Below are 13736 nucleotides of genomic sequence, written 5' to 3' on the forward strand. Positions count from 1 at the left end.
AGGCCGCTTTCGGCGTCGATGCTAGGCCCGCCGCGGTGCGATGCCGGCGCGGCCCTTCGGCTTCAGGCGGCGGGCGCCACGTCGGCCGGCGCGACCTCGTCCCCGGCCGCGCCCGACGGCGGCACCCAGTCGTGCCAGTCGGGGCCGAAGAACTCGACCGGATGCTGGGTGCGCTCGGAGCCGTTGCCGCAGACCAGCTGGTCGGCGGCGCAGTAGCGGTCGCAGCCCCAGCAGGTGCGCTCGGGATGCGGCGGGTTGATCGGGAAACGTTTCGGGGCCATGCGCGGGGGCGCCGGGCAGCAGCGCGGCGCCGGGCCAGTGTCGCCGCGCATTTCGCAGCGTGGTTTTGAGGTCCGTCAAGTGGAAGGGGCGCCGTCGCCCAGCGCCAGCCGCATCACCGGCCGCTGCGGCCGGCGCCGCGCCACCTCGGTGAAGCCGGCCTTGGTGTACATCGACACGGCGCCGTTCCACATCCAGTCGTCGGCCGACGGTTCCGCCTTGTCGATCGGGTAGGCCTCGAGCAGCGTCGCGCCGCGTGCCCGGGCGAAGTCGATCGCACCACGCAGCATCGCGCTGGCGACACCCCGGTGGCGTTCCGGCCCCGGCACGACGAAACAGACGACCGACCAGACCGGCTGATCGTCCACCGGACGCGCCACCGGCGAACGGCGCAGCCGCGGGTACTGCTCACGCGGTGCCAGCGCCACCCAGCCCACCGGCCGGCCGTCCTCGTAGCCGATCAGCCCCGGCGGCGGATCGGCCTCGGCCAGCGCCCGCAGCGCGTCGCGACGGTGCGTGCGGCGGCTGGCCTCGTCGCCGCTGCCGCTGCCCGACTCGCGGTAGTACATGCACCAGCAGCCGCGGGCCACCGAGCAGCCCTTGGCCGCGAACAGCGTCTCCAAGTCGTCCCAGCGTTCGGGCGACAGCGGGTGGATCTCGATCGGCATCGTGACGCTCTCCTCGGTCCAGGCGGCCAGCCTAGGCGTGGCACGCCGGCGCCCACAAGCCCCGTGTGGCGCAGGGGGCACGTTCAGGCCACGCCCAGCCAGCGCGGCAGCAGGTCTTCGGCCGGGCCGAGCCGCTCTTCGGCGAACGCCGGGTGGCGCGGGCGCATCGGCTCCAGGTTCAGGTAGACGGTGTGGGCGCCGGCCTGGCGTGCGCCGCGCACGAACTCGGCCGCCGGCGTCACCGTGCCCGAGGTGCCGACGGCGACGAAGAGGTCGCAGTCCCGCAGCGCCTGCTGCACCTGGTGCAACGCCGGCATCGGCAACATCTCGCCGAAGAGCACGATGTCCGGCCGCAGCGCTGCGCCGCACCGCGGGCAGCGCGGCACGGTGCCGGCGTGCGTCGTCGTGTCGGGGTAGGGCGCGAGCGTGCAGCCGTCGTGGCTGCAGCGTGTCGTGCTGACGTTGCCGTGCAACTCGACGACACGCCGGCTGCCGGCGCGCTGGTGCAGGCCGTCGATGTTCTGCGTGATCAGCAGGAACTCCTGATCGGGCCCGAGCGCGGCCTCGAAACGCGCCAGCGCGAGATGTGCGGCGTTGGGCCGGGCCGCCGCCACGGGTTCGCGCATGCCGCCGAACAGCGCCCAGGTGCGTTGCGGCTGGCTGTGCAGCGTGTACACATGGCTGCACTCGGCGACCTCGGCGTCGTCCCAGATGCCGCCCGGCCCGCGGTAGGTGCGCAGCCCCGATGCGGCCGAGATGCCGGCGCCGGTCAGGAAGACGATGCGGCGGTAGCGCGTCAGCCCGGGGTTCATCGTGCCGGCGTGTCTGCCACTTCGCGGCAGTCGATCGGCACGCGCCGTCCGATCTCCAACTGCAGCTCGCGGCCCTTGCCGCGCAGCCCGACGCGGCCGTTGGAATAGGCATAGCCCGAGCCGGTGCGCTGCTGCGGCAGCTCCAGCGTGCCGCCCTCCCAGGCCAGGCGTGCGACGTCACGCTCCGGCACGAAGACGACGTCCAGCGTGCGCCCGTCATCGCAGGCGAAGCGGGCGTGGATCTCCCCGGCCGTCGGCGCGGCGCAGGCGGTGGTGGCGACGGCAGCGAGCAGGGCCAGGCGTTTCATCACGGCTCCCGGGGTGGCGATGCCGCGATGGTGCCGCCGTCCGCCGCCTGGAGCCAGCGATCTGCCGCGGCGACTTCGGTCTCGACGAAGACGGCCAGACCGGCGGCCGCCAGCCGCTCGGCAGTGACGCCGCGCCCCGGCACCGTGGCGCCGGCGAAACGCCCGTCGTGCACGCAGGTGCTGCCGCACGACGGGCTGCCGTCCTTCAGCAGCGCGACGCTGGCGCCGGCCTCGTGCGCGGCGCGCAGCGCGGCTTCTGCACCGGCGACGAAGGCGGCGCTCACATCCCGGCCATCGCGTGCCAGCACACGCGCGCGCCCGGCCAGCACCGCTGCCGCGTCGGCACCCGGCTCGATCTCGGCCGGCGGCCGCGGTACCGGCAGGCCGCCGGCGCATTCGGGGCAGAAGCCGACGACCCGGCCTTCGGCCTGCCAGCGCCGCAGCACGGCGGTGTCCAGGCGTTGGTGGCCGCCGTCCCAGCGCACCGCGTCGCCGAGCAGGCAGGCGCTGACGAGAACGCGCGCCGGCGCCATCGCCTCAGTCGGCCGGGCGGGTGTAGACCAGCGTCGCGATGCCGTCGTCCTCGTCGCGACGCTCGACACACTGCATGCCGGCCTTCTCGATGACGCGCCGCGACGCCAGGTTGGGCTCGGCGACGGTGGCGATGACCGGCCCGATGCCGCGTGCGTCGGCCCAGGCCAGCAGGCCTTGCAGCGCCTCGCTGGCCAGGCCCTGGCCCCAGTGTTCGCGCGCGAAGGCGTACTTGGCCTCGGGCTCGACCTGGCCGCCCGGATGCACCAGGCCGCAGAAGCCGACGATGGGGCCGTCGCCGCGCCGCTCCAGCGTCGCCATGCCGTAGCCGCGGGTCGCGTCGTTGATCGCCGTGACACGCCGCCAGGCCTCGCATTCGGCCGGCGTGATGCCGCGGCCGTCGCCGGCCCAGCGCATCGCGTCGGCGTCGCCGTACACGCGCTGCAGCGCTTCGTGGTCTTCGGGACGCCAGCGCCGGCAGTGCAGGCGCTCGGTGTCGAACAGCGGCGCCGGGGCGACGGGCGCCAGCTCTCGCGTCATGTACAGCACCTCGAACGGCAGGTGCTCGAATCTCCGCGTGGCCCCGGCGACGAAACCCAGGCGCTCGTACCACTGCACCAGTTCGCCGTGCGCGGCGATGACGCCGATGCTGACGCGCTGGGCGCCCCAGCCGGCGGCGGCGGCCAGCACGGCCTCGCTCAGCGCGCGGCCGACACCGCGGCGGCGCCACGGCGGCAGCACCGACAGGCGGTTCAGGTAGACGGTGCCGGGCTCGGCCGGGAAATCCAGCGCAACGCAGCCGGCGGCCTCGCCGTCGACACGCGCCAGGATGTAGCGCTGGCCGCGGGCGTTCTCCTCGGCGATCCACGCCGGCGTGCAGAACGACGGGTGTTTCGGGCAGTTGGCCTCGGTGAGGCCGAACCGTGCGGCGACGTCGGCGTTGGCATGGGCGACGAGCGCCGCGATCAGCTCGCGGTCGTCGGCGGTGGCGGGCAGCAACTGCATCGGGGCTTTCAGTGGGGCGAGCGCATGCGCTCGCGGCGTTCGGCCGGGTCGATGACGACGCGGTCCAGCCAGATCAGGAAACGCCGCGTGCGCAGCGCCTGGGCCTGCGTCAGCTCGCGGCGCAGCGTGCGCGCCTCGATGCGTTCGACACCGCCGGCCTCGTCGCGGCGCAGCCCGCGCGGGTGGCGGTGGCGCAGCGACGCGAAGACCGGCAGCTCGGGCACGACGCGGCGCACGTGGTCCAGGCGCAGCCAGCGTTCGGCGCCGTCGCCTTCGACGATGTCGATCGGGATGTGGCGGAACTCGTGGTGCCGGCCTTCGAGGTCGCGCCAGGCCAGGGCCCGGATGCGGTCGAAGATCCACAGCAGCACCTCGAGGACGGCGCCGCCGAGGCGCTCGAACGGCGTGCGGATCACGGCAGCGTCGAGCCGGGCTGGTCGCGCGGCACCCGTTCGAGGTACTCGGCGACGGCGGCCTCGCCCAGGCACTTGAGCATCACCGTCGTCGTGCGTGTGCTGCCGTCGGCGGCTTCGATCGGCCGCGTGCGCAGCGCCTCGTAGCCGCAACGGCGCCAGAACCGTTCGGCGCGTTCGTTGCCGACGACGACCCCCAGCCGCAGCCAGCGTGCGCCCTGCGCCAGGGCCCAGGCTTCGAGCGCGGCGTGCAGCTCGGCGGCGGCGCCGGTGCCGCGCTGGCGCGGGTGCAGCAGGAACAGCGCCGTGTGCCAGCAGCCCGGCGTGCCGAGGTCGGCGATGACGAGCAGCACGCCGGCCAGCGTGCCGTCGGGCTCGTAGGCGCCGGCGCACCAGTGGCGCGTCCAGCTCAGGTGTTCGGGCGGGCGTTCGGCGAGCATCTCCGCTGCTTCGTCGGGCGCCGGCGGCAGGCCGCCGACCAGGACGTAGAAGTCGCTGCAGGCTTCCAGCAGTGCCTGCAGCTGCGGCAAGTCGCCGGCGGCGAGCTCGTGCACCGCCAGCCGCGGCGTCGTGAACAGCGCGGGCGTGTCCCTCATCGTGCCGCGGTCTCGAAACCTTCGAGCACGTTGACGACGTTGACGCCCATCGCCGCGACGGCGTAGCCGCCTTCGAGCGTGAAAACCGTCGGCAGCCCGGCGCCGGCGATGGCCGCGCCGACCGTCAGGTAGTCGGCGCTGGCCAGGCGGAAACGCGAGATCGGGTCGCCTTCGTAGGTGTCGACGCCGAGTGCCACGACCAGCGCGTCGGGCGCGAAGGCGGCGATGCGTGCCAGCGCCGCGTCGAGCGCCTGGCGCCAGCCGGCGAAGTCGGTGCCGGCCGGCAGCGGCAGGTTCAGGTTGCAGCCCAGGCCGTGCCCGGCCCCGGTCTCGTCGGCGTGGCCGAGGTAGAACGGGTACTCGGTGCGCGGGTCGCCGTGGATCGACACCGTCAGCACGTCGGAACGTTCGTAGAACAGGCTCTGCGTGCCGTTGCCGTGGTGGTAGTCGACATCGAGCACCGCGACGCGGCGCGCGCCGCCGTCACGCAGGGCCTGGGCGGCGACCGCGGCGTTGTTGACGAAGCAGTAGCCGCCGAAGAAGTCGTGGCCCGCGTGGTGGCCCGGCGGCCGCGTCAGCGCCAGCGCGGCGCGCGCGCCGCCCGTCACCGATGTGGCCGCCGCCGCGGCACAGGCCGCGCCGGCTTCGGCCGCGGCCCAGGTGCCGGCGGTCAGCGGCGTGCCGGCGTCGAAGGAGTACAGGCCCAGGCGGGCGGCGAAGTTGTCGGGCTCGACGTCGGCGCGGAAGCCGCGCACCGGCCAGACCGAGGGCAGCGCGTCGAGCGCAGCGTGGGCCGGGTCGAGCGCGACCCACTCGTCCCACGCGGTCTCGAGGAAACGCAGGTAACGCGGCGCGTGCACCGCTTCGAGCAGCGCGCGCGCCACCGGCGGCGGCGCCTGGATCTCGCCCAGCGGGCGGCGGCCGAGTTCGGCCAGCACGTGCTCCAGCCGCGCCGGCACCTCGTGGCAGGGCACGAGCTTGCCGCGGAACATCTCCTGGCGCCCGTCGTGGGCGGCGTGGCGGGGGTTGGCGTAGATCTGCATCGGGAGGCGGGTGGAGCGAAGCCTTCGATGCTACGCCGCGTCAGACGCCCGGCGGCCGCCAGCCCGAGGCGTGCACGCTGGCCGCCGGCGCGAACAGCGGTTGCGGCAGCGCGTCCCACGAGAACCAGCGCCATTCGGCGCAGCGCTCGGGCTCCATCGCCTGCGGTTCGCCGTCGGCTGCGGGCACGACGGTGATCAGCGTCACGTAGTGCCGGCCGACGTCGGGAAAGACGTTGTTCACCCAGGTCGCGGCCAGCACCTCGCGGGCGACGAGGCCGGTCTCTTCGTGCAGCTCGCGGCGCGCGCAGTCTTCCGGCGTCTCGCCGAACTCCAGGTGGCCGCCGGGCGGCGCCCAGGTGTCCCGGCCATGCGCGCCCAGGCGCCGGCCCAGCAGCACCCGGCCGTCGCGCACGACGATGACACCGACGCCGACCCGCGGCGTCTCGGCCTGCGGCGTGTTCAACGCGGCGCGAACGCCTGCTCGAAACGCTGGCGGTCGAGATGGCGCATGTAGCCCTGCAGCGACTTGGCCACCGCGGGGTTGGTCGTCAGCTCCATGAACGCGACCCGGCCCAGCACCTCGAAGGCCTTGCCCAGCGACTCGCCACCTTCGGCCTTCATCAGCGCACGCACCTCGTCGACGCAGCGTTCGGTGACGAGCTGGGTGACGATCTCGGCGACCCGGCGCTGCGACTCGTCGGCCGCCGCCATGCTGACCTGGCTCAGGTCCTCCAGGCTCGGATGCGAGGCCATCGCGATGAAGATCCAGCGCGTCAGGTCCTTGCGGTCCTTGCCGGAGGTGTTGTCGGTCATGCAGGTCGACACGGCGTCGACGGCGGGGCTGGCCAGCGCGGGGGCGCAGAGCGTGCCGGCCAGGGCCAGCGCAGCGGCCGCGCGGGCGGCGTTACGGAGCTTCATCGCGGTATGGGGTGTTGGCGGAGCGCCCGGCGCCGACCGTCGGCTCCGGCGGCGCGGGCCGCGGCGTGCAGGATAGCCCGTCGGCGGCGCCGCCCCGCCCGCGGCGCGGCCCTCAGCGCGGCACGTACTGCACGATCTCGCCGCCGTCGCGCTGCATGTAGAGCGCGTCGCCGACCATGCGCACCTCGTTGCAGGCCGGGGCGCGGCCCTGCAGCCCGCCGCAGAGCTTGCCGTCCTCGGCGCGCCAGGTGCCCGAGCTGCGGAAACCGCGGCTGGTGTCGATGAAGAAATAGCCGTTGGCCTTGTACTCCAGCCGCCACGACGTGCCGTCGGCCAGCGCGACCTGGAAGACGCGGCCTTCGAGGTGCCGGCTGAGCGCCGCGGCATCGGGGGCGCTGGCGTGCTCGGGGAAGGCCGACACGGCGGACGCGGCGGCCAGCAGCGCGCCGGCCAGAAGGGGGCGGATGGAGGGCATCGCGGGCTCCTCGGAAGTCGAACCGCGACTGTCGCGAGGGGCCCCGCCGGCCGTCCATCACGCGAAACGAGCTAGGGAGGCGCCATGCCGCCGGCAGGGGATTGGCCGTCGCCGTGCCAGCCGAACTCCGAATACGTCTCGCCGGCGGCGATGCAGGCCAGCGCGTGGCGCACGTAGGGCACCATCGCTGCGGGCAGCGCGTCCAGCGGGTACCAGTCGAGCTCGCTGCACTTGTGCGGCTCGCGGTTCTCGGGTTCGCCTTGCCAGCGCTCGGCAGCGAAGAACATCGACATCCGTTCGCTGTCGCTGCGGCGGTGGATCAGGTGCACGAGGCGCAGGTCCTCGGGGGCGATGACGAGGCCGGCTTCCTCCAGCGCCTCGCGCGCCATCGCGGCGCGCGCCGCTTCGCCGCCGTCGACGTGGCCGGCGACCAGGCTGTACAGCCCGTCGGCATAACCGGTGTTGGCGCGCTGCAGCAGCAGCACGCGGCCATCGTGCACGAGCACGAGGTGGACTTCGGGGATCAGGGAGAAGCGTGCCATGCGGCGACGCTAACCGATGCGCGGCGCCGCGGCGCGACGCCTTGCGCCATCGTGTCAGGTGAGGGCCAGCGAGATCCGCCAGCGCAGCCCCGGCGTGCTGCCGAACTGCGCCGGTTTCGTGAACCGCTCGAGCAGCACGCCCCCGTTGGCGACGATGACGCGTTGCGACGCCAGGTTGTCGGGGTCGGTCGTGAGGTCCACCCAGGGCAGGCCGACGGCGCGCGCCTCGGGCAGCATCTGCCGCAGCGCCGCGCTGGCGTGGCCGCGGCGGCGTTTCCAGGGCACGACCGAGTAGCCGATGTGGCCCAGGCAGTACGGCGGCAGCTCGGGCGTGCCGCGCTGCCAGCGCAGGCCGATGACGCCGGCAAACCCTTCTTCGTCCCAGATCCAGCGGCGCAAGCCCGGCAGCCGCGCGACCTGGCTGCCGTCGGGCAGTGTCACCGGCGCACCGCGGCCCTGGCGGTCTTCGAGCAGGTCGATGAAGACCGCCGGCGCACGCGCGATCGCGTCGAGCTCCTCGCGCGCCGCGTCGGCGCCGCGCACCGTGTCGGCCGACCAGCCGGTCTGCAGTGCGGCGACGTAGGCGGGCAGGTGTTCGAGCGTGGGGCGGACGAGGTGCATCGGCCGGATCAGCGCTCCGTCGTCGCCAGCCGCAGGCCCAGGCCGGCGAAGGTGGCGGCGAAACCGCGCCGCAGCCAGGCCTGCACTCGCGCCGAACCGATGACCCGGGCGCGCAAGGCATGTGCCAGCGCGCCGTAGAGCGCGAAGACGGCGAAGGTCATCACCATGAAGACGCCGGCCAGCGCCAGCAGCTGCAGCATCGGCCGCGCCGCCTGCGCGTCGACGAACTGCGGCAGGAAGGCGAGGAAGAAGATCGTCAGCTTGGGGTTCAGGATGTTGAGCAGGAAGGCCTTCAGCACCAGCCCCGAGGGCGGCGTGCGCGCCAGGCTGCCGTCGACCGCGAAGGCCGAGCTGTCGCGCCAGGTCGCCCAGGCGATGTAGAGCAGGTAGAGCACGCCGGCGAACTTCAGCGCCTGGAAGGCGAGCGCGCTGGCGTGCATCAGCGCCGCCAGCCCCAGCACCGTGGCTGCCAGGTGCGGCACGATGCCCAGCGTGCAGCCCAGCGCCGCGAACAAGGCCGCGCGCCGGCCCTGGGCCAGGCCCGTCGAGACCGTGTAGACGACACCGGTGCCGGGCACCAGCACGACGACGAGCGAGGTGAGCAGGAATTCGGGGCTGATCATCGATGGTCCTCCCGTGGGCGGGCGCAGCATACGCCGGTGGCGTGACGCCCGTCGGCCCCGGAATCGGCGGAGCCGCTACGTCGCCGCCTCGTCATCGTGCGGCGCGACGATCTCGACCTTGAGGCGGTCCGGGTCCTCGCAGTACATCGCGTAGTACCCGGGACCGCCGGCGAACGGGTAGCGGTCTTCGTAGAGCGGCGTGTGGCCGGCGTCGCGCACCCAGTCGCGCAGCGCATCGACCTGCGCGCGCGACGCCGCCTGGAACGCCAGGTGGTTCAGGCCGATGCGCTGGCGGTGATAACCGGCGGCGAGGTGTCTGGTCGGCGCCTGCAGGAAACACAGGTAGTGGTCGCGGTGCCGATAGTTCACGCCGCCGGACCAGGGCTGGACCTGCCAGCCCAGCGCCTGCAGCAGCGGTGTCCAGAAGGCGGTGGAGCGTTGCAGGTCGCCGACGTAGAGCTCGACGTGGTGCAGCATGCCGGTCCTCCTTCAGCGTTGTTCGCCCAGCCGCGCCAGCATCAGGCAGTAGCCGCGGCGTTCGCCGACGTCAACGAAGCCGCAACGTGTGTAGAGCCGGCGTGCCGGGTTCTCGGGGTGCACGGTGAGCGCCACCTGCGCGACGCCGGCGGCGCGTGCGGCGGCGAGCGCGCCGCGCATCAGCGCTTCGCCGAAGCCACGATGCTGGAACGCCGGCTCCAGCGCGATGCCGAGTTGCGGCGTGCGTTCGTCGACCCAGGCCAGACCCTGGCCGTCGGCCACCTGGCGCATCCAGCAGGCGCCGGCGTCGGCGCCGTCGACCCGCAGCACGACGCCGACGTCGCCCGGGCGACCCCAGTCTTCGGCGTAGAGGCGCACCGCCGGCAACTGCAGCACCTCGACCGGGCGCAGCGCGGCCGGCGGCGGGTCCCAGAGCGCGAGGTGCAGCCAGTGCCACAGGCGGGGCTGGTCGGCGGCGACCAGCGGGCGCAGGTCGATCTGCGGCGGGCGGTCATCGCTCATCGTGGGGTGGCTCGTTGTGGGGCTCGCAGCCAGGTGCGCGCCTCGCGCGGCGTGCGCAGCTCGTGCCAGCGCAGCCCGGCCCGGCGAGGGTCGGCGCGCATCTCGGCGTAGCGGGTGCGGTTCGTCGCGAAGGTCGACTTGCCGGCGCCGCTGGTGCCGACGACGAGGCAGCGCATCGCTTCAGTCTCCGTGCCGCGTCGTGGTGGCGATCGACAGCAGCGCCAGTTCGACCCGATCGACGGCCTGCTGGCGGCGCCAGAAGGCCAGCCCTTCGGCGTTGTCGGCGAAGACCATCAGATGGCATTTGTCGATGCCCTGGGCCTGCAGCGCCGCCAGCGCGGCGTCCAGCAGCGCACGCCCCAGGCCGCGGCGGCGCCTCGCCGGCGCGACCGCCAGGTGGTGGATCAGCCCGCGCCGGCCGTCGTGGCCGCAGAGGAGGGTGCCGACGAGTTCGCCGCCATCCAGCGCGACGAAGCTCAGCCCCGGGTTGCGGCGCAGGAAAGCGGCCAGCGCGGCCGGCTCGTCGGCCTTGCTGAGGCCGATGCCGGGGATCGAGCGCCACAGCGCCAGCGCGGCCGGCAAGTGGCGGCGCTCGAACGCGACGACGGTCGGTGTCGTGGCACCGAGCCCCGGCCGCACGGCGCGGCAGACCGCTTCGAGCCGGTGGCCTTCGGGGTCGACGACGAAAGCGGCGTAGTAGTCCTCGCCGTAGTCCGGCCGCCAGCCCGGCGTGCCGTTGTCGCGGCCGCCATGCGCCAGTGCCGCGGCGTGGAAGGCCTCGACCGCGGCATGCGTCGTGGCGCCGAAGGCAATGTGCTGCCCGGGGATGTCGCCGGCGGGCTGCGCGACCTGCTTCAGCGCCAGCACGTCGCCGCCGCCCGGCGGCCCGTAGCCGACGGCCTGGCCGGTCTCGCCGGGGCGCAGGTCGGTCCAGACGCGGGCGTGGCCCAGCGTGCCGAGCACGGCGTCGTAGAAGCGTGCGGCGCCTTCGATGTCGTGCACGCCGAGCGACAGGTGATGGATCACGCCGTGCCTCCGGCTGCACCGGGCAGGCCGGCCCGGTGGAACACCAGGTCGCCGGCGTCGTAGCTCTGCAGCACCGGGGCGACGGCCGCCGGCACCTCGACATAGCCTGCACGCCGCAGCAGTGCCTGGCAGCGCCGGTTGGCCGGCAGCGTGGTGGCCCAGAAGTCGACGTCGCCGGCTTCGCGCCGCAGCTCCTCGTGCAGCCAGGCCAGGCCTTCGCTGGCGTAGCCGTTGCCCCAGATGCCGGGCGCGAACAGGAAGGCGACTTCGGCGACGCGGCCGACGACGGTGGCCTCCAGCCGGCCGAGCACGGTGCGCGAGTCGGCGTGGCGCACGAGGTAGTTGAACCAGCGCTGGCCGCCGCCGGGCGGCGGGCCGACCAGCGCCCGTTCCAGCGCGAGGTGGAACTCGGCGGCCGACGGGACTTCGCCGCCGATGTGCTCGTAGACCGCCGGGTGGCGCAGCGCGGCGGCCAGTTCGTCCAGGTGCTGCGGTCGCAGCGGGGTGATGCGCAGACGCGAAGGCATCGGGCGATTCTGCCGCCCGGGCGTGTCAGCGCCTGGCCAGCCCCTTCAGGAACGGGACCACGGCCTCGGCCAGGCCGGGTGCCAGCGGCAGCGTCGGGTCGGCGTAGGAGGCGATCTGCCGTGCGCGGTCGGCCGGCACCGCCTTCAGCACGTGGTTCATGCCGGCGACGCGCGCCAGCCGGCAGGCCGGTTGCGCACTCTGCAGCGCCTGCGCGTCGGCCAGCGAGACCTGCAGGTCGGTGTCGCCCTGCACGATCAGGCAGGGCACACGCAGCGCCGCGACCGCGTCGGCCGGACGCTGGCGGAACCAGGACACCAGGTAGGGCTGCACGCTCGGCCGGTACAGGGCCGCCAGCGCCGGCGGCACCTCGTCGACGCGGCGGCCGGCTTCGAGTGCCGCCAGCAGCGCTTCGTTGCGTTCGGCCAAGTCGGGCGGCAACTTGCCGGCGAGCTGGCGCCGCAGCGTCGCCGCGGCCGGTTCGCCGGGGCCGGCGATCGCGACGACGCCGGCCGCCGGCGCCTTGGCCACGGCCAGTGCGGCGATCGTCGCGCCTTCGCTGTGGCCGACGATCGCCACCGCGGCGAAACGGCCGTCACGCGCGAGCTGTGCGGCCCAGGCCGCGGCGTCGTCGACGTAGTCGTCGAAACGCAGTCTCGACTCGTCGGCGCCGGCCGCGGCGCTGGCGGCGATGCCGCGTTTGTCGTAGCGCAGCGAGGCGATGCCGGCGTCGGCCAGCGCCTGGGCGACGAGCTTCAGCGCGTCGTTGTGGCCGGCCATCGGGTTGTTGCCGTCGCGGTCGGTCGGCCCGGAGCCGGCGACGATCAGTGCGACCAGCGGCTGCGGTGCGTCGTCGGGGCGCAGCAGCGTGCCGTGCAGGGCGCCGGTGGCGGTCTGGAGCTGCAGCATTTCCTCGGCGGCGAAACCGGGGTTGGCGAGCAGCGACAAGGCGGTGGCAACGGCGGCGAGGGCAGGGCGCATCGGTGTCGTTTCGGGCAGCGGGAAACCAGCCAGCCTACGCGAGCGGCCCGCGGCGGTCTTCGCCCTGCCGGCGGATGCCAGCTTCAGCCGCGCTGCCAGCCCCAGGCGATGACCGCCATGCCGGCCAGCGCGATCGCCGAGCCGGCGAGGTCGTAGGGCGAGGGCCGCACGCCGTCGACCAGCCAGAGCCAGACGACCGCGGTGGCGACGTAGACGCCGCCGTAGGCCGCGTAGACCCGGCCCGACGCGGCCGGATGCAGCGTCAGCAGCCAGACGAAGGCCGCCAGCGCCGCGGCCGCCGGCAGCAGCACCCAGGCGCCGGCGCGGCCCTGCAGCCACAGCGCGGGCAGGAAGCAGCCGGTGATCTCCATCAGCGCGGTGGCGACGAACAGGGCGGCGGTGGTGGCGAGGTTCACGGCGTGGGGCGGGGCGGCGGACGCCGCATGCTAGGGCCGGCCCGCCGCCGGCGCCGGCCTCAGGTCTCGGCGCCGCCGCGGGCCTCGAACTCCAGCCCGCCGACGACACGCGCCAGCCCGTTGTAGAGCAGGCAGGCGAGGGCCGTCATCGCGTAGTTCAGCAGCACGTAGAGCACGCCGGCGACGAGCAGCAGCGTCGGGTCGAGTGCCAGCGGCGCGCCGTAGGCGAGCGCGATCGCACCCGCCGGCAGCAGCGCGACCAGCGCCACGGCGGACACCAGCACGGCCAGCACCTTGGCGTTCTGGTGCGGGGACAGACGGGCAACCTGTTGTTTCATGAGGCCTCCGGGAGCGGCCGCGGGACATCCGCGATCGATGCCCTGCAGCCTAGGGCGGCGGCGGCGGTGCCGCGTCGCCCGGGTGCGGGAGCACACGGCCTGCCGGCGGGTGCCCCCACCGGGACGCCTCAGCGCGGGCGGGGGGCGGCGCGGCGCAGCCAGCCGAAGCCGATGGCCAGCCCCAGCAGCGCCGACCACGGGCCGGCCGGGATCAGCCAGGCCGATGGCGGCACGTAGGCACCGAGCTGGCGCGCCATCGAGGCGCCGAAGCCGCCGCCCGGTGCGTCCAGCGCCGTCGAGACGGCCGGGATCAGCAGCGGCAGCAGCACGCCCAGCACCAGGCCCGGCGCGTGGCGCCTGCCGTCGACGGCGAACAGCCGCGTCGCCGCCCAGCCCAGCACGACGGCCAGCAGCAGCTGCGGCAGCGCGAACGCGACGCTGCTCAGCAGCCCGGCCGCCATGTCCTGCCGCCCCGGGCCGAAGAAGGCGAACCAGCCGTCGGGCGCCGGCACACGCGCCAGCCAGCCGGCACTGAAGATCAGCAGCTGCATCGAGAGATAGCCGGCGACAACGGCGGCGAGGGCGGCGGGAATGCGCATGGCAGACGGGCGGGCGGT

24 protein-coding genes are annotated in these 13736 nt (G+C 74.4%); all 24 read right to left on the minus strand.

All coding sequences use genetic code 11. The features are described 5' to 3' along the window. Positions 1-62: 62 nt before the first annotated feature. The 24 genes from LOC65_RS03180 to LOC65_RS03300 all read right to left on the minus strand — a co-directional run bounded on the left by LOC65_RS03180 (position 63) and on the right by LOC65_RS03300 (position 13718). Positions 63-281, minus strand: a complete 219-nt coding sequence (locus tag LOC65_RS03180) for a DUF3079 domain-containing protein (RefSeq protein ID WP_230246615.1) — start codon at positions 279-281, stop codon at positions 63-65. 75 nt (positions 282-356) lie between these two features. Then, on the minus strand, positions 357-947 hold the full coding sequence (locus tag LOC65_RS03185; RefSeq protein WP_230246616.1) for a GNAT family N-acetyltransferase: 591 nt from the start codon (positions 945-947) through the stop codon (positions 357-359). A gap of 83 nt (positions 948-1030) precedes the next feature. Then, entirely contained in the window at positions 1031-1759 is a 729-nt protein-coding gene (locus LOC65_RS03190) for an NAD-dependent deacylase (protein WP_230246617.1), read from the minus strand. Continuing rightward, positions 1756-2067, minus strand: a complete 312-nt coding sequence (locus tag LOC65_RS03195; RefSeq protein WP_164962862.1) for an MliC family protein — start codon at positions 2065-2067, stop codon at positions 1756-1758. The genes LOC65_RS03190 and LOC65_RS03195 overlap by 4 nt, the downstream gene beginning before the upstream one ends. Beyond that, complete coding sequence (locus LOC65_RS03200) at positions 2067-2600, minus strand: DUF523 domain-containing protein (RefSeq protein WP_164962861.1); 534 nt, start codon at positions 2598-2600, stop codon at positions 2067-2069. The genes LOC65_RS03195 and LOC65_RS03200 overlap by 1 nt, the downstream gene beginning before the upstream one ends. 4 nt (positions 2601-2604) lie before the next feature. Beyond that, positions 2605-3603, minus strand: coding sequence for a GNAT family N-acetyltransferase (locus LOC65_RS03205; protein WP_230246618.1), 999 nt, complete (start codon positions 3601-3603; stop codon positions 2605-2607). An 8-nt stretch (positions 3604-3611) separates the two neighbouring features. Next, entirely contained in the window at positions 3612-4019 is a 408-nt protein-coding gene (locus tag LOC65_RS03210) for a hypothetical protein (RefSeq protein WP_009855412.1), read from the minus strand. Then, positions 4016-4612 carry a GNAT family N-acetyltransferase gene (locus LOC65_RS03215; protein WP_230246619.1) on the minus strand — a complete coding sequence of 199 codons (597 nt, stop codon included), beginning with the start codon at positions 4610-4612 and terminating at the stop codon, positions 4016-4018. Before LOC65_RS03215 ends, LOC65_RS03210 begins: the two co-directional genes overlap by 4 nt. After that, a complete protein-coding gene (locus LOC65_RS03220) occupies positions 4609-5655 on the minus strand; it encodes a histone deacetylase family protein (RefSeq protein WP_230246620.1) in 1047 nt (348 codons plus the stop codon). The genes LOC65_RS03215 and LOC65_RS03220 overlap by 4 nt, the downstream gene beginning before the upstream one ends. A gap of 40 nt (positions 5656-5695) precedes the next feature. Then, the gene (locus LOC65_RS03225) at positions 5696-6118 is read right to left on the minus strand and encodes an NUDIX hydrolase (protein ID WP_009855409.1); all 423 of its coding nucleotides are present in this window, start codon (positions 6116-6118) and stop codon (positions 5696-5698) included. Then, positions 6115-6573: a hypothetical protein gene (locus LOC65_RS03230; protein ID WP_009855408.1), complete on the minus strand. Its 459-nt coding sequence runs from the start codon at positions 6571-6573 to the stop codon at positions 6115-6117. Before LOC65_RS03230 ends, LOC65_RS03225 begins: the two co-directional genes overlap by 4 nt. 112 nt (positions 6574-6685) lie before the next feature. After that, entirely contained in the window at positions 6686-7048 is a 363-nt protein-coding gene (locus tag LOC65_RS03235; RefSeq protein ID WP_230246621.1) for a hypothetical protein, read from the minus strand. 71 nt (positions 7049-7119) lie between these two features. Continuing rightward, a complete protein-coding gene (locus LOC65_RS03240) occupies positions 7120-7590 on the minus strand; it encodes an NUDIX domain-containing protein (protein ID WP_009855406.1) in 471 nt (156 codons plus the stop codon). Between the two features lie 54 nt (positions 7591-7644). Continuing rightward, complete coding sequence (locus LOC65_RS03245; RefSeq protein WP_230246622.1) at positions 7645-8211, minus strand: GNAT family N-acetyltransferase; 567 nt, start codon at positions 8209-8211, stop codon at positions 7645-7647. An 8-nt stretch (positions 8212-8219) separates the two neighbouring features. Then, complete coding sequence (locus LOC65_RS03250) at positions 8220-8834, minus strand: LysE family translocator (RefSeq protein WP_230246624.1); 615 nt, start codon at positions 8832-8834, stop codon at positions 8220-8222. Positions 8835-8909: 75 nt separating this feature from the next. After that, positions 8910-9311, minus strand: coding sequence for a VOC family protein (locus LOC65_RS03255; RefSeq protein WP_164962852.1), 402 nt, complete (start codon positions 9309-9311; stop codon positions 8910-8912). Between the two features lie 12 nt (positions 9312-9323). Next, entirely contained in the window at positions 9324-9833 is a 510-nt protein-coding gene (locus LOC65_RS03260; protein ID WP_164962851.1) for a GNAT family N-acetyltransferase, read from the minus strand. Next, positions 9830-10009: a hypothetical protein gene (locus tag LOC65_RS03265; protein WP_206023497.1), complete on the minus strand. Its 180-nt coding sequence runs from the start codon at positions 10007-10009 to the stop codon at positions 9830-9832. The genes LOC65_RS03260 and LOC65_RS03265 overlap by 4 nt, the downstream gene beginning before the upstream one ends. Positions 10010-10013: 4 nt before the next feature. Next, a complete protein-coding gene (locus tag LOC65_RS19450) occupies positions 10014-10859 on the minus strand; it encodes a GNAT family N-acetyltransferase (protein ID WP_310736913.1) in 846 nt (281 codons plus the stop codon). Further along, positions 10856-11386 (minus strand): GNAT family N-acetyltransferase, encoded by a 531-nt coding sequence (locus LOC65_RS03280; RefSeq protein WP_230246626.1) that lies wholly within the window; start codon positions 11384-11386, stop codon positions 10856-10858. The genes LOC65_RS19450 and LOC65_RS03280 overlap by 4 nt, the downstream gene beginning before the upstream one ends. 25 nt (positions 11387-11411) lie before the next feature. After that, positions 11412-12365: an alpha/beta hydrolase gene (locus LOC65_RS03285; RefSeq protein ID WP_230246627.1), complete on the minus strand. Its 954-nt coding sequence runs from the start codon at positions 12363-12365 to the stop codon at positions 11412-11414. 83 nt (positions 12366-12448) lie between these two features. Then, positions 12449-12781, minus strand: coding sequence for a YnfA family protein (locus LOC65_RS03290; RefSeq protein ID WP_310736914.1), 333 nt, complete (start codon positions 12779-12781; stop codon positions 12449-12451). Between the two features lie 59 nt (positions 12782-12840). Continuing rightward, positions 12841-13119 carry a hypothetical protein gene (locus LOC65_RS03295; protein WP_009855396.1) on the minus strand — a complete coding sequence of 93 codons (279 nt, stop codon included), beginning with the start codon at positions 13117-13119 and terminating at the stop codon, positions 12841-12843. Between the two features lie 128 nt (positions 13120-13247). Continuing rightward, complete coding sequence (locus tag LOC65_RS03300) at positions 13248-13718, minus strand: hypothetical protein (RefSeq protein WP_029718785.1); 471 nt, start codon at positions 13716-13718, stop codon at positions 13248-13250. Positions 13719-13736: the final 18 nt, after the last annotated feature.

It is taken from the genome of Rubrivivax sp. JA1055, from assembly GCF_020966565.1.
Taxonomy (GTDB): Bacteria; Pseudomonadota; Gammaproteobacteria; order Burkholderiales; family Burkholderiaceae_C; genus Rubrivivax; species Rubrivivax benzoatilyticus.

Coding starts and splice junctions, on each gene's coding strand:
- LOC65_RS03255 (WP_164962852.1), bottom strand. CDS start 9,311: ATGCTGCACCACGTCGAGCTCTACGTCGGCGACCTGCAACGCTCCACC.
- LOC65_RS03205 (WP_230246618.1), bottom strand. CDS start 3,603: ATGCAGTTGCTGCCCGCCACCGCCGACGACCGCGAGCTGATCGCGGCG.
- LOC65_RS03215 (WP_230246619.1), bottom strand. CDS start 4,612: ATGAGGGACACGCCCGCGCTGTTCACGACGCCGCGGCTGGCGGTGCAC.
- LOC65_RS03285 (WP_230246627.1), bottom strand. CDS start 12,365: ATGCGCCCTGCCCTCGCCGCCGTTGCCACCGCCTTGTCGCTGCTCGCC.
- LOC65_RS03250 (WP_230246624.1), bottom strand. CDS start 8,834: ATGATCAGCCCCGAATTCCTGCTCACCTCGCTCGTCGTCGTGCTGGTG.
- LOC65_RS03200 (WP_164962861.1), bottom strand. CDS start 2,600: ATGGCGCCGGCGCGCGTTCTCGTCAGCGCCTGCCTGCTCGGCGACGCG.
- LOC65_RS03300 (WP_029718785.1), bottom strand. CDS start 13,718: ATGCGCATTCCCGCCGCCCTCGCCGCCGTTGTCGCCGGCTATCTCTCG.
- LOC65_RS03195 (WP_164962862.1), bottom strand. CDS start 2,067: ATGAAACGCCTGGCCCTGCTCGCTGCCGTCGCCACCACCGCCTGCGCC.
- LOC65_RS03230 (WP_009855408.1), bottom strand. CDS start 6,573: ATGAAGCTCCGTAACGCCGCCCGCGCGGCCGCTGCGCTGGCCCTGGCC.
- LOC65_RS03190 (WP_230246617.1), bottom strand. CDS start 1,759: ATGAACCCCGGGCTGACGCGCTACCGCCGCATCGTCTTCCTGACCGGC.
- LOC65_RS03180 (WP_230246615.1), bottom strand. CDS start 281: ATGGCCCCGAAACGTTTCCCGATCAACCCGCCGCATCCCGAGCGCACC.
- LOC65_RS03260 (WP_164962851.1), bottom strand. CDS start 9,833: ATGAGCGATGACCGCCCGCCGCAGATCGACCTGCGCCCGCTGGTCGCC.
- LOC65_RS03185 (WP_230246616.1), bottom strand. CDS start 947: ATGCCGATCGAGATCCACCCGCTGTCGCCCGAACGCTGGGACGACTTG.
- LOC65_RS03295 (WP_009855396.1), bottom strand. CDS start 13,119: ATGAAACAACAGGTTGCCCGTCTGTCCCCGCACCAGAACGCCAAGGTG.
- LOC65_RS03240 (WP_009855406.1), bottom strand. CDS start 7,590: ATGGCACGCTTCTCCCTGATCCCCGAAGTCCACCTCGTGCTCGTGCAC.
- LOC65_RS03235 (WP_230246621.1), bottom strand. CDS start 7,048: ATGCCCTCCATCCGCCCCCTTCTGGCCGGCGCGCTGCTGGCCGCCGCG.
- LOC65_RS03245 (WP_230246622.1), bottom strand. CDS start 8,211: ATGCACCTCGTCCGCCCCACGCTCGAACACCTGCCCGCCTACGTCGCC.
- LOC65_RS03220 (WP_230246620.1), bottom strand. CDS start 5,655: ATGCAGATCTACGCCAACCCCCGCCACGCCGCCCACGACGGGCGCCAG.
- LOC65_RS03265 (WP_206023497.1), bottom strand. CDS start 10,009: ATGCGCTGCCTCGTCGTCGGCACCAGCGGCGCCGGCAAGTCGACCTTC.
- LOC65_RS03280 (WP_230246626.1), bottom strand. CDS start 11,386: ATGCCTTCGCGTCTGCGCATCACCCCGCTGCGACCGCAGCACCTGGAC.